The sequence below is a fragment of the Pantoea sp. LMR881 genome, assembly GCF_027157825.1.
GTDB classification, from domain to species: Bacteria; Pseudomonadota; Gammaproteobacteria; order Enterobacterales; family Enterobacteriaceae; genus Pantoea; species Pantoea haifensis.
Genome location: NZ_JAPVOK010000002.1, coordinates 731,713 through 754,600 on the forward strand (window position 1 = coordinate 731,713; position 22,888 = coordinate 754,600).

A 22,888-nucleotide genomic window follows, 5' to 3' on the forward strand; every position below is an offset into this window, starting at 1 on the left:
CAGAGAGGCGTTACGTAAAGAGGACGTAAATCTTTCCCTGCTGCCCGGCTGCAGCATCCATGCGGCGAACGCTTTACTCCACGACTCTCCATCATCTCTCTGATGCTGATGCTAACGCTGCGTTTTGTTCAGCAGCAGGGATCAAACCCAGCGGGAAGGTAAAGCATGCCCGAAGAGCAAAGCGTCCGGGGCCGACCCACATGGATGTGAGGTTCCTTTGCGAACGGGCATGCCTTTCCTGATCTGAACACCCAACGCAAAGCGACAAACCTATCCCGCCGTCGCTGACACAGGCGCACCACTTACCGGCATCGCGCTGCGGTAATAGCGCACCACTTCGCCTATCATCAACAACGAAGGCGAAACAGGCTGCTCTTTCTCAACCGTGGTTGCCAGCGCCGCTAACGTGGTGATGATTACCCGCTGCTCAGGCCGCGTGCCGTTTTCAATAATTGCGACCGGCGTCGTACCTTCTCGCCCCTGCGCCTGTAGCTGTGCGCTAATAGAGGCGCTCCAGCGTAGCCCCATATAAAACACCAGCGTCTGGTTAGCCGCAGCCAGTGAAGCATCCTCCAGCCGGGGTTCACCGCTGCGACCGTGTCCGGTAATGAAACGCAGTGATTGCGCACAATCGCGATGGGTTAATGGAATGCCGCTGGCCGCCGCACAGCCGACCGCAGCGGTGATGCCAGGCACTACGTCACAAACGATTCCAGCCTGTTGCAGGCTCACCATTTCTTCACCGCCCCGACCAAAAATGAACGGGTCGCCGCCTTTCAGGCGCACCACATTGCGACCGCTGATCGCCAGATCAATCAGTAGCTGATTGATTTGTGATTGCTTCAGTCCATGATGACCGGGACGTTTACCAACATCGATACAGAGTGCGCTCTCCGGCACTTCGGCCATCACCGCCTCGCTCACCAGCCGGTCATAGACCACAACCTCTGCACCATGCAGCAAACGCAGGGCTTTTACCGTCAGTAACTCAACGTCACCGGGACCCGCGCCCACCAACCAGACACGTCCCTGCGCAGATGCTGCCCCGTGCGGCGTCAGCAATTTATCCAGTGCATCAATGGCAAGTGTCATATTTTCTCCGTTATGCAAGAGATAAGCAGTTGTTTCAGTTCAGGAATGCAGGAGCCACAATTTGTTCCGCACCTGAGTTTGTTGCCCAGCGCCTGGGGCGTGGCGCAGCCTTGCGCGATAGCCTGTGCGATCGTCTTTTCGCCAACCGCAAAGCAGCTGCAGATGATCCGCCCTGCCGCGCTACCCTGTGACGCCTGCCCGGCCAACAGAGCGTGGCGTTGCGCGGCGCTTTGCACCGGTGTAGCAAAGCCAGCGGCAACAAAAGCGTGGTCGAGGGTGGGCCGCTGTGAACCCGCATAAAACGCCAACGCTAATTCACCGTCACGCCAGGCCAGCAGGCGATAATCGTGCCCGCCAGCGGCAATCTGTAATTGCAGGCCAGTTAAATCGTGCTGAGAGGCGAGCCAGCTCTGCGGTGTGCCTTCACCGCCCAGCGCAAAACGCTGCACACCCTGCTGGGGCGCTCGCGCCCAGTAGCGTATACCGGTGGGAGCCTGATGATCACGCCGCCAAAGCCAGCCCTGCCAGTCAGTAGAGATCGGCTGAATGCGCACAGCGGTTTGCTTCAACGCAGGCTGACCCGATGCCGGACAACGGGTTGCCGCAACCAGCGTGTCGACATTGCTGCGCTGACTAAACTGACGATTCCAGTGCATTGGTACAAACAGCTCGCCACGCCGTAAGCCAGTGTCGAGCGACACGCGGGCCACGATCCAGCCATGATGCGACTGCACCCGCGCCAGGGTGCCCGCCGTGACGCCATAGTGATTTGCATCTTCAGGATGCAGCGCGATAAAAGGTTCGTCGCAATGCTGCATCAGGCGCGGAACAGCACCGGTGCGCGTCATGGTGTGCCACTGATCGCGTATCCGTCCGGTGTTCATCAACAGGGGATAATGGAGATCCACCGTTGCTGTTTGCCCTGTTTCAGGAGGGATCAAACGCGCCTTGCCATCAGAATGATAAAAGCGGCGATCGGCGAACAGGCGCGCGCAGCCCTCTGGATGTTGTGCATTTACCGGCCACTGAACCGGACGCAACCTGTCCCACTCGCTGTCACTGAGCGCGGCCAGTGCGCTGATATCAAATGCCCGCTGCCCGTTATTTTCGAAGCCAGACAACGCAGCATGTTCACGAAAGATTTGTGCCGGATGGGTCCAGTTAAACGCCGCGCTAAACCCTAAACGCTGCGCCACTTGCGCCAGTAGCCACCAGTCCGCTTGTGCCTCCCCGGTGCGGGAACGAATGCGCGCTGGCGTGATATCCGCCGTTCAGAGTTGGTCACCGTGCCATTTTTTTCGCCCCAGCCGAGCGCAGGCAACAAAATATCGGCAAAGGCGCTGGTATCGGTGTGCGCCAACACATCGGAAACGATAACCAGTGGACAATTCGCCAACGCCTGCGCGATACGGTTGCCTTCCGGCATCGACACCGCCGGATTGGTTCCCATAATCCATACCGCTTTGACATCACCTCGCTCAATCGCATCGAACAGATCGACCGCCATCAAACCGGGTTGACGCGCGATGGTGGGGCTTTGCCAAAAGCGTTGCAGACGATCGCAGTCGGCCTCATTGAATGTCATGTGCGCCGCCAGCTGATTTGCCAGCCCGCCCACTTCGCGTCCGCCCATGGCGTTGGGTTGCCCGGTAAGCGAAAACGGCCCAGAGCCGGGATGCCCTATTTTGCCGCTCAGCAGATGGGCATTGAGAATCGCGTTGTTATTGTCACTGCCGGTGACAGACTGATTGATCCCCATGCACCATAGTGTCAACACACGTGCAGTGCTGGCAAACAGTTGCCAGAAAGCCAGCACCTGGTCTGGCTCAAGATCGCAGGCGTGCGCAACGCGACTCAGCGTCCAGTGGCTGGCAGCGCGTAAGCTGGCGTCAACGCCTGTCAGGTGTGGCAGCATACTGGCATCTATGCCATTGTTCTCTGCCAGCCAGTTCAGCAAACCAGAGAACAGCGCGCTATCGCTACCGGGACGCAGCGGCAAATGCAGGTCGGCTAACTCACAGCTGGCGGTCCGGCGCGGATCGATCACCACCACCTGCATGCCCGGTCGCTGCTGTTTCGCCTGGACCAGCCGCTGAAACACCACAGGATGCGCCCAGGCAGCGTTAGATCCCACCATAACCACCACATCAGCGCATTCCAGATCTTCATAGCAACAGGGCACAGCATCCGCCCCGAGGGCGCGTTTGTAGCCCACTACGGCTGAAGCCATGCAGAGCCGGGAATTGGTGTCGATATTGGCCGCACCGATAAATCCTTTCATCAGTTTATTAGCAACGTAATAATCTTCCGTCAGTAACTGACCTGAACCATAAAACGCCACTGCCTGCGGGCCATACTGCTCAATAACGTCACGCAGGCCGCTTGCTACCGCATCAAGCGCCGCATCCATGCTTACGCGCTGCTGATTTACCTGCGGCCACAACAGTCGCCCTGCCTGTTGCAGCGTCTCGCCTAACGCTGCGCCCTTTACACACAACCGGCCAAAATTGGCGGGATGCTGGCTGTCACCCGTAACCTGCGCCCGGCTATCGTCCTGCCGCGTGACGCTGACGCCGCAGCCGACACCGCAATAGGGACAGGTGGTATTCATGATGCCTGCGCCATCAGATTAAGCGGACGGTTCGCCAGCCAAATTTGTCCGGCTTCCAGCTTCACCGGCCAGCAGCGCAGCTGCAGCTGCGGGTTATCCAGACTTTGTCCGTCGCGTAAACGGATGCGCTGTTTATACAAGGGTGAAATCACCACTGGCTCTCCGCCCACATCGCCAAGGATACCGCGGGACAGCACGCTGGCATCGCTGCCGGGTTCACGATCTTCCAGTGCATATAACGCATCACCAAAACGGAACAGCGCGATACGTTCACTGCCAAGCCGGGCGCCAATGCCCGCCTGTGAAGGAATCGCATCCAGATCACACACCGCGCTCCAGGGTTCGGCGGGCAAATGCATCAAAGGCATGACGTCGGCAGCCTGCGGCTGGCGTTGACCGCGCACGCGAGCATAGTGCAGCGTTTCGTCCGGCTGAGTGCTGTTAAGGGTGGGCGTAAACAGTGCACGTCGCGTTGGATCCTGCAAGGTGGTTTGCCATTCGCACTGGTAGGTTTCAACCACCTGCTGCATCTCCCGCTCCAGCGTCTCGCCAATGCTGAGGCTGTCTTCAATCACCACCTGACGCAGATAGTCGAGACCACCTTCCATGTTATCCATCCAGACGCTGGTGCGCTGCAAACGATCGGCGGTGCGCACGTAGAACATCAAAATGCGATCGACATAGCGGATCAGAGTTTCGTCGTCGAGATCGCTGGCAAACAGATCCGCATGGCGCGGCTTCATACCACCGTTGCCGCAAACATAAAGATTCCAGCCTTTTTCAGTGGCGATCACGCCAATATCCTTGCTCTGTGCTTCGGCACATTCCCGCGTGCAGCCTGAAACGGCCATTTTGATTTTGTGTGGCGCACGTAACCCTTTATAGCGATTCTCCAGCGCAATGGCGAAGGCGGTGGAATCCTGTACGCCGTAGCGACACCAGGTTGAACCGACGCAGGATTTCACCGTGCGCAGCGATTTGCCATAGGCGTGACCGGTTTCAAAACCTGCTGCCAGCAGGTCCTGCCAGATATCAGGCAACTGATCGAGACGCGCACCAAACAGATCGATACGCTGGCCGCCGGTGATCTTGGTATAAAGATCGTAACGGGCTGCCACTTCACCGATAGCAATCAAGCCCTGGGGTGTAATTTCGCCCGCTGGCACGCGCGGCACCACGGAATAGGTGCCATCTTTTTGAATATTGGCAAAGTAGCGATCGTTCGTGTCCTGCAACGGCAAATGAGCTGGCTTAAGCAGATAATCATTCCAGCAGGAGGCCAGTAGCGATGCGGCCAGCGGCTTACAGACTTCGCAGCCGTGACCACGACCGTGCGCCGCCAGCAAGGCGTCGAAGGTCTTAATCTCGCCGACGCGAATCAGGTGATACAGCTCCTGACGTGAGTAAGCAAAGTGATCGCAAACATCTTTTTTACTTCTACGCCGAGGTTTTCCAGCTGGAATTCCATCACCTGCTTCACCAGCGCCGAGCAGCCACCGCAGCCGGTCGCCGCTTTGGTGCAGCTTTTCACGCTGGCCATGTCGCCGCAGCCACCTTGTACTGCCGCACAGATATCGCCTTTGCTGACGTTATGGCAGGAGCAGACCTGCGCGCTGTCGGGCAGCGCCGCCACGCCGAGTGCTTTCACCGGCGCGCCAGCCAGCGCCGGAAGAATTAAACTTTCAGGTGAGGCTGGCAGCGGCAGTTTATTCAACATCATCTGTAACAGGGTGGCATAATCGCTGCTGTCGCCCACCAGCACGCCGCCCAACAGCAATTTGCTGTCGCCCGAGACCACGATTTTTTTGTAGATGCCTTTAGGGCCGTCCGTCCAGTGGTAGCTTTGACTCGCTGCAGTGCGGCCATGCGCATCACCAAATGAAGCCACCTCAACGCCTAACAGCTTGAGTTTGGTACTCATATCTGCACCGCTAAAGGCGCTGGCCTCAGCGGCTAAATGCCCTGCCAGCACACGCGCCATTTGATAACCCGGCGCAACCAGACCGAAAATCTGACCGTTCCACAGGGCGCATTCACCGATAGCAAAAACAGCGTCATCGCTGGTCTGGCAGCGATCGTTGATCTCAATGCCGCCACGCGGCCCCAGGATTAAGCCTGCACTGCGCGCCAGCTCATCGCGTGGACGAATGCCTGCAGAGAACAGCACTAAATCGGTCGGCAGCAGGCCGCCATCCGCAAAGCGCAGCAGGAGACTGCCATCCTCCTGCGGTTCAATCGCTTCAGTCTGTTTTGAGGTGTGAACGGTAACGCCAAGCGCATCGATTTTCTGGCGCAGCATCAGCGCCCCGCCATCATCCAGTTGTACTGCCATCAGGCGCGGCGCAAATTCCACAACGTGTGTCTCAAGACCAAGCTGTTTCAGGGCATTTGCCGCCTCAAGGCCAAGCAAACCGCCGCCAATGACGACGCCGCGTGTGCTCTGGCGGGCGCAGGCCGCGATCGCATCGAGATCGTCCAGCGTGCGATAGACGAAGCAGCGATCGCCATCGTGTCCCGGCATCGGCGGCACAAAAGCGCGTGACCCGGTTGCCAGCACCAGCTTATCCCATGCCAGCTCGTTGCCCGCGCTGTCGCGCAGACTGCGTTGCTGGCGATCAATCGCAACCACCTGACAACCGCTGCGCAATTCAATGTCGTGTCGGGCGAAAAAGCCCTCGCTCACCAGCGATAAGTCGTCGGCGCTTTTGCCTGTGAAATATTCAGAAAGATGTACGCGATCGTAAGCCAGCTGGTGCTCTTCGCCATAGACCACAATGTGATAATGCTGATGCAGTTCACGTGCAACCAACTGCTCCAGGAAATGGTGGCTAACCATGCCGTGGCCGATCACAGCGAGTGTAGGTTTACTCATCATAAGGCTTCCTGCAGCCTGAGGCTGCGGTTCAGGTTCATCAAGGCCAAACAGCGTCTCAACGCTAACGCGGTCGGCAGCGTGCAGGCGCGCTAACAGCGATGCGCCCTGCTGGCTGTCGCCAAACAGCAGCACGCCATTTAGCCGCCCATGCTTTAAGAAAAGACGTCGATAGTGCCCGGAGAGCGGATCGAAACTGGTTAAAGAAGGCGCTTCGCGAATATCACCTGCGCTGAACAGCGAAATACCGCTGACTTTAAGACGTGTACCGCTCTCTTCGGTGTGGAAATCGGCTTGCGGCGTATCCGCCAGCTGCGCAGCCAGCACCGCCGCCTGCGCCAGACAGGGTGCCACCAGGCCAAAAGTTTCATCCCCGATTTCGCAGCATTCACCCAGCGCATAGACGGCGGGGATCCGGGTGCGCAGTTGTCGATCAACCACAATACCGCGCTGACACGGCACGCCAGCCGCCTGCGCGACTGCAATCTCTGGCAGCACACCGATAGCTATCACTACCTGCTGTGCCGGACGGCTGCTGCCGTCGCTGAGCACCACACTCTGCTCTGCAATCGCGGCTAAGCCGCTGTTGAGTTCGCAGACAATGCCGCGCTTACGCAACTGCTCTGCCAGTAAATCACCCGCCCTGGCATCCAGCTGGCGATCCAGCAGCCAGGGCTTGTGATGCACCAGCGTGACATCACGTCCCTGTTTGTTCAGCGCAGCCGCTGTCTCAATGCCAAGAAACCCGCCGCCCAGTATCACCACCGGCCCCTTGCCCGCCTGTAACGTGGTCACATCCTGCAGGTTGCGTAACCCGCTTACGTGGGAATGCCGGATGCCGGGAATGTCAGGCATACGCGGCTGTGAGCCGGTAGCAAACACCAGTCGATCCCAGTGAAGCTGACGCTGACAGGTAACCACACAGCGTGCGCTAAGATCGACGTGCACCACCGTTTCTCCCGCCAGTAGCGTGACGCCGTTGTCGCGATACCAGTCAAGATCGTGGATCAGCGTGTCGGCAAAGGCTTTTTCGCCCGCCAGCACCGGCGACAACAGCACACGGTTATAATTGCCGTGCGGTTCACGCCCGATGACCGTAATGGCGTAACGCTGCGGCGCGCGTTGCAGCAGCGTTTCCACCATCCGCATACCCGCCATGCCATTGCCAATCACCAGCAGCCGCTGTTTCATGGTGGGTTCCTCACGCCGCAGTCTGTTTTTCATAGAGGAAATGCAGGATTTTCTGGCGCAAATGGTGGTAGCGCGCATCATCTGCCAGCGCCACGCGCGAACGTGGGCGCGGTAGATCGATGGTAAGAATGTCGCCCACCTGCGCTGCCGGGCCGTTGGTCATCATCAGTACCCGATCTGACAACAGCACCGCTTCGTCCACGTCATGAGTAATCAGCACGATAGTGGTGTTGAGTTCCTGCTGAATGCGCATCACGCTGTCCTGCAAATGCGCACGGGTTAATGCATCAAGCGCCCCGAAAGGTTCGTCGAGCAGCAGCACACGCGGTTTCATCGCCAGCGCGCGCGCAATGCCAACACGCTGTTTCATGCCGCCTGAGATTTCGCTGGGGCGCTTGTGCATGGCGTGACTCATCTGCACACGATTGAGATTGTGCTCAATCCAGTCACCCATCTCAGCTTTACTCATTTTGCCTTTGAAGACCTGCTGTACCGCCAGCTCAACGTTCTGATAAGTGGTTAACCACGGCAGCAGCGAATGGTTTTGAAATACCACTGCACGTTCCGGGCCAGGGCCGGTGATTTCACGGTTATCACACAGCAGCACACCGCTGCTGGGACGGGTCAAACCGGCAATCAAATTCAGCAACGTCGATTTGCCGCAGCCGGAGTGGCCGATCAGGCTCAGGGTTTCGCCCTCACGAATATCAAAGCTGACGTTATCAAGCGCGAGGAAATCGCCGCCCGAAGTGTTAAAACGCTGACTGACCTGCTCTACGCGAATAATGTGTTGCATGGCGATCCCCTTATTTATCCCAGCTAAAACGACGAACCAGTAGCATCAGGCCCTGCTCCAGTAGCAGCCCCACCACGCCAATAATCAGGATGGCGATCAGGATGTTTTCCACGTTGAGGTTGTTCCACTCATTCCAGATCCAGAAGCCAATACCCAGACCGCCGGTCAGCATTTCAGCGGCGACAATCACCAGCCAGGCGATACCGATGGAAAGGCGCACGCCGGTTAACACCGCTGGCAGTACGGCAGGCAGTAAAATGCGGCGCATCACCGTCCATTCAGAGAGTTGCAACACCCGCGCCACATTGAGGTAATCCTGTGGAATGCGCTGCACGCCTTCAGCGGTGTTGATGATCATCGGCCAGATGGAACAGATAAAAATGGTCCAGCTGGATGCCGGTTCTGCGCGCTGAAACAGCAGCAGGCCAATCGGCAGCCATGCCAGAGGGCTCACCGGACGCAACAGCGCAATGATGGGATTGAACATGCGCGACATGAAAGTGAAGCGTCCCAGCAGAAAACCGGCCGGAATACCCACCAGCGCCGCCAGGCCAAACCCAACCGCAACGCGCTGTAACGAGGCGATGACGTTCCAGCCAATACCCTGATCGTTAGGCCCGTTGTTATAGAACGGGTCGGCAAACAGGGTCTGCGCCGCCTGCCATGTGGCATAAGGGGTTGGGAAACCCTGACTCGACATCGCTGCGATTTGCCAGATCAGGGCGAGCAGCAGCATGCCGCTAAGCGCCGGGATGACACGCTGCAACAGCGGACGCAGACGCGCCGGTTTAGCCGCTGCTTTGGGCGAAACCTGTAGTGGAATAATGGTCGCGGTGCTCTCTGCTTTTACGGGTTGCGCCAGGGCGCGAGCGTCAGTTTTCATAACAATCTCTCTTAGCGTTTGATGGCAAAGCTGGCGGCGTAAGCGGCGGGATCGGTACCGTCCCAGACTTTGCCGTCAATTAAGGTGCTGCTGCGCATCTCACTGGCAGGCAGCGCGACATTGCCGACCGCGCTGGCAGCCTGCTTGTAGATATCGATGCGGTTGATTTGACGCGCGATGGCGAGGTAATCAGGATCGCTATTCAGCATTCCCCAACGCTTTAGCTGCGTCAGGAACCACATGCCGTCCGATAAATAAGGGAAGTTGACGCTGCCATCGTGGAAGAAGCGCATGCTGTGCGCGTCCTGCCATTTTTGGCCGAGTCCGTTTTCATACTGGCCGAGCATGCGTCCTTCCAGCGTCTCGACTTTAGTGTTGATCCACGCCCGACCTGCCAGCACGTTGGCTGTTTCGCGGCGATTGTCATCAGAAGCGTCAATCCAGCGTGCGGCTTCCAGTACGGCAGCGGTTAATGCACGTGCGGTGTTGGGGTTTTCTGCAACCCACTGGGCGCGGGTGCCAAGAATTTTCTCGGGATGATCGGGCCAGATCTGCTGGCTGGTGACGGCGGTAAAACCAATGTTGTCGCTGATGGCACGCTGATTCCACGGCTCGCCAACGCAAAAACCGCTCATGTTGCCAATCTTCATGTTCATCACCATTTGTGGCGGCGGAACCACGACGGTGCGCACATCTTCAAACGGATCGATACCGGCATTCGCCAGCCAGTAATAGAGCCACATTGCGTGGGTGCTGGTTGGAAAAGTGTGAGCAAACGTAAAGCTCCCTTTGGCTTTCGCATCGATCGCCTTTTTAAGGCTGGCTGCATCGATTACGTGCTGTGCTTTTAACTGGTTTGACAGGCTGATTGCCTGACCATTGTTATTAAGCGTCATCAGGTTAGCCATGTCATGCTGCGGGCCAGCCACGCCCAGTTGCAGTCCATAAATCATGCCGTACAGTACGTGTGCGGCATCGAGTTCGCCTGCGGTGAGTTTGTCGCGTACCGCCGCCCAACTCGCTTCTTTACTTGCCTGGACCGATAAGCCGTACTTTTTATCAAAACCTTTCACGGCGGCCATTACGACGGGCGCACAGTCCGTCAACGGAATAAAGCCAACCCGCACCGTAGATTTTTCTGGCGCATCTGAACCGGCAGCCCAGACGGCGTTGCGCAAGCCCGGTAATAAATATGTGCCGCCGATCGCGGCTCCTGCCAACAGCAACTGACGACGTGAAACGGAAAAAGGCGTTTTGCTCATCATTGGCACCCTAAAAGAAATAAAAAAGGCGTCCTCCGACATGCCGTAGCATGCGGATGGACGCCTTTATCCAAAGCACTCACTTCACCGCCGTTGGCAAAGCAAATGCGCAATGTCTGTAAGGTAAAGCAAAGCCTGTGCCAGAATGATAAACGCCTGTTGGCGGGGCATCTGGTGGCGGAGTTGATTAAAAGATGCGCAAATTTGCACTTTCCTGAAGCAGATTGCGCACAGGCTTTGTGCAACTAACTCATTTGGGTTAGCCCTTCACCGTGGCGGCCACCGCCAGCACCGCCTGAGCAATATCTGACAGGCGTTTGTTTTGATTCATGGCACTTTTGCGCAGCGCCTGAAAGGCCGCCTCTTCGCTAAAATCATGATGCTGCATCAGCCAGCTTTTAGCCTGATCGATCACTTTGCGCTCATCCAGCGTGGCACGCATTGACGTCAGTTCATCCGCCTGCACACGTAAACGCTGTGCCTGCTCGCCAATCAGTGTCAACACTGAGCGACTCAGCTGCGGCGCCAGGCCATCGCTGCTGAGCGTGGCTGATTCACCGTTCAGCCAGTCGGCTCCCGATACGTACAGCGAAAAAGTGCTGTCACAGCGGGAAGGCATCAGGGGTGCGGCGGCCTGCTGCTGCGCCACGCGAATCGCTTCACGGCAGCGCGACATCAGCGTGAGCGACAGGCTGTCCTCCAGAATTTTCATCTGATCGAGACGGGCGGAAAGCAGTGAGAACCAGTTAAGCGCGCCCGCTTCTTCACTTTGCCCGCCGGTACAGGCGATGCGTCGTAACCGTTCTATTTCCCGGCTAGCCTGCGCCAGCGGCTGCCAGTGCAGTAACGCGTCGCTATCGGCAAACTGACTAAAGGTGGCAAAGCTTTGTTCCTGGGCATCAATCAGCGCCACCATGCGCCGACGCTGTTCATCGCTGAATTGTCCAGCTGCAAATCCCGCTGAGCCGGTAGCGCGTTCCTGACCCGCCAGCTCTTTACCCTGCATAAAACTGAACAGTGCAATAAGCGCACGGGAAATATCGGGATGACTGGCGGTATCCGCTGCTTCAAACACTACATTCAGTAAAGTGCGAATGATCTGATTAAAAGCAGACATGGCCTGGGCATGAGTGAGCTGGCGCTGAGCCAGCTGAACACGCAGCGTAGGTAACTCTTCGAGTGCCTGTAACGCGGCGGCAATGACGTTACAGAAGCGGCTGTAACCCGGCTGAGCGGCTGCGGGCGGCAAAACCCGCAAAAAAGCACGCTGGCATTGATTCACATCCTGTTCCCGAGCCGTGCGCTCTTCAGCAAACAGCTTACCCTGAGAACAGATCCAGATGTTGCTTGCGCCGCGTTCCCGTTGCAGTTGATGCACCATTTCACTCACCGTGGTAATGAGTTTACCGGTATGGAGTAGCCGCTGCAGGCTGGCTATATCGCTCTCGCGTGACGCTTGCAGGTACCTCAGAGCATCGGTCATTGCCCATCCCTCCGCTGTTAAAGGTATCAGTGAAGCAAAAGCCATGCCGTTTTAGTCTCTTTCGGTCAGCTTTATTACTCTGAAAATTCTGATTTTACTGCAGCCCTTAAGCCAAATTGATAGAATCTTTCGTCAATGTGATATTAGAAAAACTTAATAATTTCCAATTTTACAGGCGGCGTGACAAAATGAGTGCCACCGCCCCAACATACTTTACTGTCGTGATCATTCAATTCACGTTAACTAACCCAAAGCACGCTCTTTTTTAGCGTCTTCGCTTACTGGAAAAGAGCGCGCTAACACGCATTTACTGTATGTGCAATGGTTTGAATTCTCAAAAGTCTTAGGTAGACTGAGCGTTGCATTATCTCGATGTATTTTGACCGTTTTTCAAATGGTTTAATTTTAGGTAAGGCCTCCGGCCAGCTTCGGCGAACGCATGCACATAGCCGGGCAATATGCAGATACTTTGATGGGATCACGAGGAACATGGTGAAAAAGAGTCTCGCGTTAACGCTGCTGACGGTGTTTGCCCTGGCAGGGTGTAAGGCCCCGCCCCCTCCGTCACCGATGATACGCTGGTCACCAGCGTGGTTAACAACGTCACGTTGGTTCACCGACATGCTGTGGCAGCACCACAGGAATTTGAGCCGTTAAATGAAACCTGGCGAGCGTTATACAGTGCTTCGGTAATGACCACCCCCGATTACGGCGGTAAAGTGGTGCGTTATCTGGAAAACGGTAAGTCTTTTGAAGTATTAGGCCGCGTTGAACATAACTGGCTGGCTATTGCTGATGAAGCAGATGGCCCGATGATCGGCTACGTGCCGTTAAAAGCTGGCGTAGAAAGCAGCCGTTATGACGCCACTCTGCGTAGCGATCGTCCCCGTCCACGCAAAAGCAAACAAGTTTGCGTGGCCGTGGGTGGCGCAAGTAAAGCGTGTCGCACTAACGATACCGCGACCTGGATCTTAGACTAAACATGGAATCCGGCGCATATTGCCCGCAGCACCGTCCTGGGCTGCGGGTTCAGGATCTGCCATTAGCTGGAAGAACCATTAATGACCGTGGAATCCCCTGCGCGTGAGGCTATTCCCTCCGGCAACGAGAATCTGTTACTTCATGCTGCGGCGCCTTTGCTGAACGCTGTGGTGCAAATTCGTCAGGCGGCTACGCATGACGATCCTGCCGGGCTACGCCAGTCGCTTATTGACGAGATCCGCCAGTTTGAGCATCGTTGTAAACAGGCCGGTTTGCCTTTCGAAATGATCATTGGTGCGCGCTACTGCCTGTGCAGCGCGCTCGACGAAGCGGCAGCACAGACACCGTGGGGAACTCGTGGCGTCTGGTCTGGCAATGGCATGCTGGTGACGTTTCACAATGAAAGCTGGGGCGGTGAAAAATTTTTTCAGCTGCTGTCGCGCATTTCTCAAAGCCCACAGCAGCATTTCTGGCTGCTTGAAGTGGTGCATTACTGCCTGCTTCTGGGCTACGAAGGGCGCTACCGGGGCAGTGATAATGGCCGCGTGCAGTGTGAAGGTATTCGTCAGCGTTTGACAACCTTAATCGAAGAGACCCGGGCGCAACGGGGCGCACCGCAAACACCCCGTGTGGAAGTGCATCCCCTAGTCAGTACGCTGGCGCGCCCTATGGTGCCATTATGGGCCTGTGCCACTCTGGTGGCGTTGATCGCCTGCCTGATTTACAGCGGACTGAACTGGCGGCTGGGCAATGCGGCGGAACCCCTGCTGCGCGCTATTTATCAAACCCCGCTGCCCCAAATTACCGTCGGGCGTCGTCCTTCTTCTCCTCAGGCGCTGCTCGATTTACGCCAGCGTCTGAATGATGTTATAGCTGCCGGTCAGCTTGAAGTGAGTGACGGCGCATTTGGCAGCAAAGTCATTATTCCTGCCGATAAGTTGTTTGCCGCTGAAGGTACGGCGTTAAACCCCGTCGGCAGAGCCTTATTAGCCCGCGTTTCGGCGGCCATGAAAGACGTAAAAGGCACCATCCTCGTCTCGGTATATGCCGATGATCATCCGGTTGATGGCAGTCGTTTCGCCTCCAGCTATGAATTCTCTTTTGCCCGCGCGCGCCGTGACCCAACTCATGCAGGTGCAGCTCGCCGACGGTCATGCGATCCGTTCAGAAGGCCGGGGTGACAGCGATCCGCTACTGCCTAATGACAGCAGCGAAAACCGGGCCCGTAACCGCCGCGTTGAAATTACGCTTTTGCCGCACCCGAAACGCTCAGTAATCACCAGGGAGTACAGTGATGCGCGCTTCTCTTCGTCTGCTACTGACTCATCGCCTCCTGTGGAGCTTTATCGGCGTCACCGCTCTGAGCTGTTTGCTCTGGATGCTCGGTCCTCTTTGGGTGTGGGGAGATTCTCGCCCGCTTGAGCCTGCGCTGAATCGCCAGTTGACTGTGGGCGTCTGTTATTTTTTCTGGATTATTTTGCAGCTGCTTCCCTGGCTTTATCGCGCCTGGTTTAACAGTCAGTTATTAACGCAGCTACAGTTTTCCGACAGCGACGATCCAGCCGAACGACAGGTAACAGAGGAGTTACTTAATCAACGCTTCAGCGATGCCGCAACGCAGCTAAAACGCACCCAGTTTGGTCGGCCTAAGCGCGGCAGTTGGTTATCACGACTCAGTGCGAATTATCTCTATCAACTGCCCTGGTATTTAGTGATGGGTGCGCCGGGTGCAGGTAAAACCACGGCGCTGCTGAATGCTGGCCTCGACTTTCCTCTGACTGACAGTGTTGGTAAAAACGCCATTCGCGGCGTGGGCGGTACACGTCACTGCGACTGGTGGTTTACCGACAGCGCCGTGATGATCGACACGGCGGGTCGTTACGCCTTGCAGGAGAGCCAGCGCGCCCGTGATGCCAGCGAGTGGCGCAGCTTTATCAATTTGCTCAAGCGTTATCGTACTCGTCAGCCTATCAATGGCGTGATCATGACCATTAGCGTGGCCGATCTGCTGAGCGATTCTGCCGAAGCGCGTTTCGCCCAGGCAACAGCGTTACGTGAGCGCATGGTGGAACTGCATCAGCAAACCGGTATTCACTTTCCGGTGTATGTCATGGTGACCAAAACAGACCTGCTAAAAGGCTTTATGAGCTATTTTGGCGCGCTGGATAAAGCCCAGCGTGATGCGATTTGGGGATTTACGTTTAACTGGGATTTGAGCAAACCGCGTAAAGAGGAGTGGCACCACAGCTTTGCTCAGCAGTTTCAGCGTCTGGAGCAGCAGCTACAGCTGCATCTTGCCCGGCACATGGCGCAGGAGCGCGATCTCCATCAACGTGCTGAGTGCTTCCTGTTTCCGCAAGAGTTTGCGTCACTGCGCCCGTTGTTGAATGAATATCTTGATATTGTGTTTTCGGATCATAAAGAGGCGGTGGCGTGGAGTCCGCGCGGGCTTTTCTTTACCAGCGGCACGCAAGAGGGGTTACCGTTTGACCGCGTAATGGGTGAACTGAGCCGCAAACTTCAGTTGCGTCAGGCTGGCGATCACTCTATTGCTGCGTGGGACAGCGTCAATCGCAGCAGCCCGATTCCAGGCAACAAAGGGCAAAGCTTTTTTATTCGCGACCTGCTCAGTACCTTGATCTTTAAAGAGAGTGGCCTGGCGGGCAGCAACCGACACTGGGAGTACCGCAACCAACTCTTCCACTGGATTGGTTACGGCGTGCTGGCCGGTGCGCTGTTAATTTTGTCTGGTTTATGGGGCATCAGCTATTACCAGAATCAACGCTATCTGGAAACGGTCGAAACACGCGTACCGGCAATTATCGAGCAAAGTCAGCAGGTCATTCATCAGCCTGCTGATAATATTTTTGATCTGCTACCCTTTCTTAATAGCCTGGTGAAGCTGCCGCTGTCAGACCGCTTTTCACTGGATAATCCGCCGCTTACTATGCGGGTTGGCTTATATCGTGGTACGCAAGTTAGCGACGCTGCCTGGGTGCTTTATCAAAATGCGCTTAAGTCTTTGCTGCTGCCGCGTGTCGCGCAACAGATTACTAATTTGTTGCGAAACGATCCGGGCGATGACAATGCATACAGTCGCAGCGCCTTACGCGCTTATCAAATGCTCTATCAACCGCGTAATTATGATGGCGAGTTTCTGCGCGCCTGGCTGTTGCAAAATTTACAGCGTACCTTGCCGGAGAATGTTTCAGCGCGCGACCTGCAACAGTTAGACTGGCACCTCAGCCAGCTACTGGATCAACAGATACAGTCTTCACCTTATGCTCGTGATAATGCATTGATGATGCGTAAACTTGCGGAAAATCTGAAAAATGCGGGTCGCGACGGCAATACGCTTGCTGTGACGCCTTCGCTCTCAGCACAGCGATTGACCACGCATAGTGAGTAATGGTGAGGTGAACATGGCTGCATACATGGCACCCGGCTGGTATGGCAAGCTGCCTGCCACCGGCGACTTTTTGCATCATCGTCTCAGTGAAAAGCATATTGCGCCCTGGAGTCACTGGTTTCAGCAGGGCTTAATACACTGGCATCAGCAAGAGAACGCCTCTGCTGCGACGTTTTTACGCGCGCCGGTGTGGAACTTTGTCCTGCCGATAACCCCTGGCAGGCAAAAGATCCAGATGGGCTGTCTGTTGCCCTCTTGTGACCGCGTAGGCCGGGCCTGGCCGCTGCTTGCTTTGCAAAGCTTTTCGCTTAAACAGTGGCACCCGGCGCAGTTGACCATTTCGGGAGACTGGTTTCAGGATTTGGGTGCCACTTTGCTACAGGCGGTACAAACGCCGCTGAGTGCTGAACAACTGGAGCAGCAGATTAAAATGCTACCGCCGCTGATGGTGCCGGTAAAGCAGCACTCTGACATCATGGATGTGATTGGTTTTCAGGATCTGCCCTGCACGCTAAGCTGGCGTGAAGTGGCCGAACGCTTCGATCCTCAGCAGCATATCAGCTACTGGTGGAGTAATCGCAGCGACGGTTTCGCCCATGCGACTCACAAGCACAGCGGTAACCTCACTGCTCAACTGTTTTCGTTACTGTTTAACCCGGCAGCAGGTGCACAGCCGGGACGTAATGGCCTCTATCCGCCAATGTTTGAATAAGGCCAGTTGCGTTTGCCCAAAAACACGGGATGACTCATGCAATTTACCATTGTGCAATGCACTACGGATGTTCCGGTTAAAACCGTGGTATTTCAACCCCCTGGCGGCACCATTGGTCGCAGCCAGGATAACGATTTGGTGTTGCCGGATGAATCGCGGGCGATTTCGCGTCTACAGGCATTAGTTCATGTGTCGAATGAAGGCGAGTGTCGTCTGACGAACCAGGGGAGCGTAACGCCGGTTGAACACAACGGTGTTACCCTGAGCCGCGGTATGCAGGTGCCGCTTAAGCACGGCGATGCGCTGCGCATTGGCGACTACGCACTGGAAGTCCGCGATCCGACTCGTGTCGAAGAGAGTAAAGATGATCCGCTGGCTTTCTTCACCGCTGACGCGACCGAACCGGCGAATCCGCTGGGTATAAACAATCATCCAGAAGCTGAAGCGTTGGCGATCGAACCCGGGAACGGTCCAGGACGTCATGAGCGCCACAGCGATGCGCGTTTAGCCATTGATCCCCAAAGCAATGGGCCACAGCGCCATTTGCAGACGCAGCCTTACGATCAGGACAAGCTCATCTCGGCGCTGCTTGAAGGCATGGGGCTGAACAATGGTCACGCTACGCCGATTGATGAGGAGCAAATGCGCATTACCGGGCGTATGCTTAGCCTGTTTTCACAAGGCACCGTGGCGTTAATGTCGTCTCGTTCCATCCTCAAGCGCGGCGTGAAAGCTGACATGACGATGATCCTCAACGAAGCCAATAACCCCTTTAAAATTTTACCCTCGGGTAAAACGGTATTAATGCAGATGTATCAAAGCCAGATGCCTGGCTTTATGCAGCCTGAGCAGGCGGTACGTGATGCGCTGGTAGACTTACAGGCGCATCAACTCGGTATGATTGCCGGGATCCGCGCCATTATCGCTGCCATGTTGCAATCGTTTAATCCTCAACGCCTCGAAGAACAGGCGCGAGCAGATGGCGTATTACCGAAACTGCCTCTTACCAGCCTGAAAAAAGCCGCGCTGTGGGATTACTTTACACGCGACTACCAACGCACCGCAGGCGAGATTGAAGATGATTTTCACACGCTCTTCGGCGAAGCCTTTCTGCATGCTTACGATATGGAAGTTAATCAGTATAAAGATTCTCAGACACGGATGGATGAAGCATGAAAATAGCCTTTTCCAGCCGTTGCCAGCAGGGATTGCGTGATGAAAATCAAGATCGCACCGGCGCAGAACTGGGTGACGATAAAGCCTGTTTTGTGGTGTGTGACGGTGTGGCAGGTTTGCCGGGCGGTGAACAGGCCGCTCAGCTGGTACGCGACAATTTAATCAGTCAGTTAAAAGAGAACGGCCCGTTTTCACCTGTTATCACCCAGCGTGCGATTGAGCAATGCCGTACTTTACTGCATCAGGCGCAAGGTAAAAGTCCGAAATTTTCACGCATGAGCACCACTCTTGCCGCGTTGTTTATTGACCGTGAAAAACAGTGTGCCTGGTGGGCGCACGCGGGTGACAGCCGGGTTTATCATTTCCGCCATGGCAGGCTGCATGATGTCACTCGCGATCACAGCCTGGCGCAACAATTGAAAGAAGCGGGCTATGAAAATACCGGTATCAACAGTAATTTACTTTATAATGCGCTGGGCGCTAAACCGGCTCGTCCGGTGACGTTCTCTGAAACGATCACGCTGGAAGACGGGGATGCCTTTTTAGTCTGTACCGATGGCTTTTGGCTAAACCTGACCACCCGCGAGATGGAGCAAGCGTTACGAATGGTAAATGCCTGCGAAGAGTGGTTAGCCTTAATGGAAGAAGCCGTCAGCCGCAGCATAAAAAAAGATAACCTGAGCGCACTGGCTGTCTGGATTGGTGAACCGCAGGAAGCCACCCTGCTCTATTCGTTGGCTGATTCGGCACGTTTTCTGCCGCCTCGTTATTGATTCCAAGGATTCTTATGAAATTGTGGTTGCCCGGCATCGCCACTATGCTGATCGCCTTTCACGCCCAGGCTGAAGATTACCGTGTGGTTTATTCGCCGAGTCTGGCGTTAGAGGTCTATATCGATAATGTGGTGAGTAAAGCGCCTGACGACTGGTGTAAAGAGACACTGCCCCTGCGCATTGTTTCGGGTAAAAGCAAAGATTCAGCCATACTGACAACCTTTTTACCGCGCGTGGGCACGCTGTTAGCGAATCAATGCGGTGCGCTGGATCTATTGCCTTGGCAGATGACCGATAAAGAGGGTGGCGTATTAGCCAGCGGTAGCGCCAGCAAATTGCAAAACTGGCGTCCCATCGTGATGGCCGATGCCACAGCCAGTGCCAGCGAGAGCAACGCGGCCCCGCTTGATTTATCACGCCCGGCAGACAGCACGCCCCTGCAGCATTTTGATCTGCCAAGCGGCTGCCATTTCCGCACCGCATGGGATAACAATGCCGAAGCGATGTTTATACCTGATGTCAGCAAGCAACAGTGCTCACCTGATGGCTGGGTTGAGGGCAAAAGCAGCCTGACAATCAACAATGCAGGCCAATCGGTAGCGGTGCCTGTCACGTTCTATCAAGGCTACCCGATTGCTAACCTGACCATTAGCGGCAATGCGCTTGAGGTGGTTTCTGCCAATAATCAGCGCATGATCGTCACGCACAAAGATGCCAACGGGAGCTGGCTGGTGCTGCCGTTCGATGCGCAACAGCATCTCTGGCGCTTTAACGGGACGCTGTTAATACAAATGGATAAAAGAGTGCGCAACAGGACGTTGACGCAATGAAAACGCAAGTTGAAACCTTGCGCGGCCTTTGGGCGTCGCATTTCATGCCACAGCAAAAAGTGAATGTGTTACTCATCGACACCCTGCATGCGGATCTGGTTGATCCGGCGATTGGTGCCTGGCGTAACATTAATTAATTATCGCAGCCTGGCGAACAGGCAGTGTTCAGAGAGTTCACTATGTCGGCTAATGATAATCAAAAAACGGTGCCCAATGCTTTGCCTGACGGCTACCGATTTAATGAATTTGAGATCAAGGAAGTGATTGGCGGCGGCGGCTTCGGCATTGTCTACCGCGCATGGGACCATCAGCTCGAGCGTACGATCGCGATTAAAGAATATATGCCAGTTTCGCTGGCGCTACGTAACGCCGATTTATCGCTTGAGCTGCGTGGCGAGCGTTTTCAGAAATTGTTTAACGCCGGCCTCAGCAGTTTTATTCAGGAAGCTCGCCTGCTGGCTCGCTTTAATCATCCCGGCTTGCTGCACGTGCTGCGTTTCTGGGAAGAGAACGGCACAGCCTATATGGGCACGCTTTACTACAGTGGCATGACGCTAAAAGAGTGGCAAATTACCAGCCCGGATTCGATTTCTGAAGCCTGGATCCGTCGGCTGTTGCCGCCCCTGCTGGGTGCCATTAGTACCATTCATCAGGCTGGTTATCTTCACCGTGATATTTCGCTGGATAATATTCAAATTCAGGAAAATCAGCTGCCGGTGCTGCTCGACTTTGGCTCAGCGCGTAAAGAGATTGGCAACCTCTCTGATGAAACGGAGATCATGCTTAAGCCAGGCTTTGCGCCGATTGAACAGTACAGTGAAGAAGGTGAAGTGGAACAGGGTCCCTGGACCGATATCTACGCCCTTGGTGCCGTGCTGCACAGCCTGATCACTCACAATCCGCCGCCGGTCAGCGTTGTACGCTGCATTGAAGATAATTATCAACCTCTGGTGGAACGCAAGCCAGAAGGTTATTCCCTGTCATTGCTTCACGCAATTGACTGCGCTCTGGCCATGAAGCCCGGCGATCGACCGCAAAGCGTTGACGCTTTCGCTGCCCTGCTGGATTTGCCGGTGAGTGACGTGGAAGCGGTGGTAAACAGCCTCAAACTCGCAGCCGAGCCGCACCCTGCGGCAGAAGAGCCGGAGCAGCCCGTTGAGCCGGTTGCTCCGCTGGTGATGGCCGTCAATCATGGCGCCTCGACGGTTGAACCGGTTACGCCACGCAATGTGCGTCGCCTGTCGCCCGGTCTACTCTCGGTTGCCGCTGTGGCGCTGCTCGCTGTCGCGGTCGTTGTCTGGCTGGTTAACCAGCGTAGCGATGAACCGGCTGTGGCGAGTGCGCCAGCAGCCTCCTCAGCCCCCTCTTCCACCAGCAGCGTTGCCGCCGTACCTTTGGCACTGGCCACCGTCTATCTCAAACTGGCGGCTGGCGATAACGTGGTGCTCAATGGACAGCCGCTGGAAGTAAAGCCGGGCAGCAGTGGTTTCGCTGCATTGAATCTGGGTGCTGGCGAGTATCGTATTGAGGTGCACAGCGGCAGCGTGACGCATGCGCAATCGCTGACGATTGATAAACCCGGCACGTGGTTGATTAATCCAGGCAATTAACATTGCTGTGGCCAGGGCATTGCGTCGGTAAAATCTCTTTGACGCAATGCCCTGGCCGTTGTGGAACTGTTTTAACCCTGAGCCTGGCTTACGCAGGTTTGTAGCGCACGAACCTGATGCGCCAGGCGACTCAGACTCTCCTCTTCCATGCCGCGCTTCGCCAGTTCCTGTTCCAGCGAAAACAGATACTGCGCATTTGATCCAAGCGGTCCGGTCGCTGCTGCAATCAGCGGTGCAACCGCATCAGGGCAAGTATCAGATTCATACAGTGGATGGCGCGGATCCATGATAAAAGCCAGGGCCGTCACGCTGCGCCCGTCCTCCAGCGTTAGCTCACACCAGGTGGGTAAATAGCAGCCGGTAATCATTTCGCGCTTCCACAGAAGCTCAAGCTCTTCATGCAGACGAGCTTCAGGCAGGCGAAACGCTAACCCGCTGGTTCTGCCCCCCTCTTTCAGGGCCAGCATACGGCCAGGATGGCTGGATGTACCGCGCCCCGCGATCAGGCGCAAACAGAACGCACGATGCCAGCCTTCCAGCGACCCCGATGCAACTTCATCCGCTTCAAAAATGGGATTCCACATCAGGGAACCATAGCCGAAGATCCAGACCGGGCTGTGATCGGGACGACATGCCAGCGTGGCAGCCAGTGAAGCGGCCCGTTGTTCGCAGCTCCACAACAGCGTCTCTTCGATATCACCGAATGACGTCTTACAATCCGCTTTTAATAAAAATTCCCGGGTTAACAATCTGACCTCCTCGATGCTTCTGACATCCCGTTCGGAAAACTCCTCTGTTTGACTGAGTTGAAACGGCCTGGCGCCTCGTTCATTAAAACGACATTAATTCATTTTTATTGAGGGTTTCAAGGGTGATTAAGGTCACAAGTTAAAAAAAATTAAGAAATAAAAAGAAAAGGGCCAGATTTTTCTGGCCCTTGTAAGAGGAGAAGATTCAATCTTTCGGATGCCACTTATCGTCCTCACCCTTTTCATACTCTTTTTTCACTGCTGACCAGGCGACTTTATGCGCCACTTCTTCACGAGATTCATCGCCACGACGATCATCCTCGTCTTTATATTGCGACCAGGCGCTGTTAAACGCTTTCTGATAAATATCCTGCGCGTGGGCAGGTAAAACATGTTTAACGTTGTCTGGCAGGTCGCTTCGGCTATCGTAAGGCATAATTCCTCCTTGGTTATCAGCT

12 protein-coding genes and 5 pseudogenes are annotated in these 22,888 nt (G+C 55.6%); 8 read left to right on the top strand and 9 right to left on the bottom strand.

Annotated features, from left to right (window positions below; genetic code table 11):
* Positions 1-270: 270 nt before the first annotated feature.
* The 7 genes and pseudogenes from cobA to O3W44_RS05285 form a co-directional block, all read right to left on the bottom strand.
* Positions 271-1,092 carry a uroporphyrinogen-III C-methyltransferase gene (cobA, locus tag O3W44_RS05255; RefSeq protein WP_269292250.1) on the bottom strand — a complete coding sequence of 274 codons (822 nt, stop codon included), beginning with the start codon at positions 1,090-1,092 and terminating at the stop codon, positions 271-273.
* Positions 1,089-3,703 (bottom strand): annotated as a pseudogene (locus O3W44_RS05260) (nitrate reductase). The gene cobA and the pseudogene O3W44_RS05260 overlap by 4 nt, the downstream one beginning before the upstream one ends.
* Positions 3,700-7,766: pseudogene (gene nirB, locus O3W44_RS05265) on the bottom strand (nitrite reductase large subunit NirB). The pseudogenes O3W44_RS05260 and nirB overlap by 4 nt, the downstream one beginning before the upstream one ends.
* A 10-nt stretch (positions 7,767-7,776) precedes the next feature.
* Entirely contained in the window at positions 7,777-8,562 is a 786-nt protein-coding gene (locus O3W44_RS05270; protein WP_269292251.1) for an ABC transporter ATP-binding protein, read from the bottom strand.
* Between the two features lie 10 nt (positions 8,563-8,572).
* Positions 8,573-9,445, bottom strand: coding sequence for a nitrate ABC transporter permease (ntrB, locus tag O3W44_RS05275; protein ID WP_269292252.1), 873 nt, complete (start codon positions 9,443-9,445; stop codon positions 8,573-8,575).
* Between the two features lie 11 nt (positions 9,446-9,456).
* Positions 9,457-10,707, bottom strand: coding sequence for a CmpA/NrtA family ABC transporter substrate-binding protein (locus tag O3W44_RS05280; protein ID WP_269294363.1), 1,251 nt, complete (start codon positions 10,705-10,707; stop codon positions 9,457-9,459).
* 259 nt (positions 10,708-10,966) lie between these two features.
* Positions 10,967-12,190, bottom strand: coding sequence for a nitrate- and nitrite sensing domain-containing protein (locus tag O3W44_RS05285; protein ID WP_269292253.1), 1,224 nt, complete (start codon positions 12,188-12,190; stop codon positions 10,967-10,969).
* A 489-nt stretch (positions 12,191-12,679) separates the two neighbouring features.
* On the opposite strand from O3W44_RS05285, the pseudogene O3W44_RS05290 reads away from it, so the two are divergent.
* The 8 genes and pseudogenes from O3W44_RS05290 to O3W44_RS05325 all read left to right on the top strand — a co-directional run bounded on the left by O3W44_RS05290 (position 12,680) and on the right by O3W44_RS05325 (position 21,681).
* A pseudogene (locus tag O3W44_RS05290) lies at positions 12,680-13,170 on the top strand (SH3 domain-containing protein).
* A gap of 81 nt (positions 13,171-13,251) precedes the next feature.
* A pseudogene (gene icmH / locus O3W44_RS05295) lies at positions 13,252-14,466 on the top strand (type IVB secretion system protein IcmH/DotU).
* Positions 14,466-16,580 carry a type VI secretion system membrane subunit TssM gene (gene tssM, locus O3W44_RS05300; RefSeq protein WP_269292254.1) on the top strand — a complete coding sequence of 705 codons (2,115 nt, stop codon included), beginning with the start codon at positions 14,466-14,468 and terminating at the stop codon, positions 16,578-16,580. The pseudogene icmH and the gene tssM overlap by 1 nt, the downstream one beginning before the upstream one ends.
* Positions 16,581-16,593: 13 nt before the next feature.
* The gene (gene tagF, locus O3W44_RS05305) at positions 16,594-17,292 is read left to right on the top strand and encodes a type VI secretion system-associated protein TagF (protein ID WP_269292256.1); all 699 of its coding nucleotides are present in this window, start codon (positions 16,594-16,596) and stop codon (positions 17,290-17,292) included.
* A 36-nt stretch (positions 17,293-17,328) separates the two neighbouring features.
* A complete protein-coding gene (gene tagH / locus O3W44_RS05310) occupies positions 17,329-18,468 on the top strand; it encodes a type VI secretion system-associated FHA domain protein TagH (RefSeq protein WP_269292257.1) in 1,140 nt (379 codons plus the stop codon).
* Positions 18,465-19,241: a PP2C family protein-serine/threonine phosphatase gene (locus O3W44_RS05315; protein ID WP_269292258.1), complete on the top strand. Its 777-nt coding sequence runs from the start codon at positions 18,465-18,467 to the stop codon at positions 19,239-19,241. Before tagH ends, O3W44_RS05315 begins: the two co-directional genes overlap by 4 nt.
* Positions 19,242-19,255: 14 nt before the next feature.
* Positions 19,256-20,208, top strand: a pseudogene (locus O3W44_RS05320) (hypothetical protein).
* A gap of 42 nt (positions 20,209-20,250) precedes the next feature.
* On the top strand, positions 20,251-21,681 hold the full coding sequence (locus O3W44_RS05325) for a serine/threonine protein kinase (RefSeq protein WP_269292259.1): 1,431 nt from the start codon (positions 20,251-20,253) through the stop codon (positions 21,679-21,681).
* Between the two features lie 71 nt (positions 21,682-21,752).
* Here O3W44_RS05325 and O3W44_RS05330 read toward each other — a convergent pair whose 3' ends face one another.
* Together O3W44_RS05330 and chaB are read right to left on the bottom strand one after the other, a co-directional pair.
* On the bottom strand, positions 21,753-22,430 hold the full coding sequence (locus tag O3W44_RS05330) for a gamma-glutamylcyclotransferase (protein ID WP_269292260.1): 678 nt from the start codon (positions 22,428-22,430) through the stop codon (positions 21,753-21,755).
* A 205-nt stretch (positions 22,431-22,635) separates the two neighbouring features.
* Positions 22,636-22,866, bottom strand: coding sequence for a putative cation transport regulator ChaB (chaB, locus tag O3W44_RS05335; RefSeq protein WP_269292261.1), 231 nt, complete (start codon positions 22,864-22,866; stop codon positions 22,636-22,638).
* Positions 22,867-22,888 lie beyond the last annotated feature (22 nt).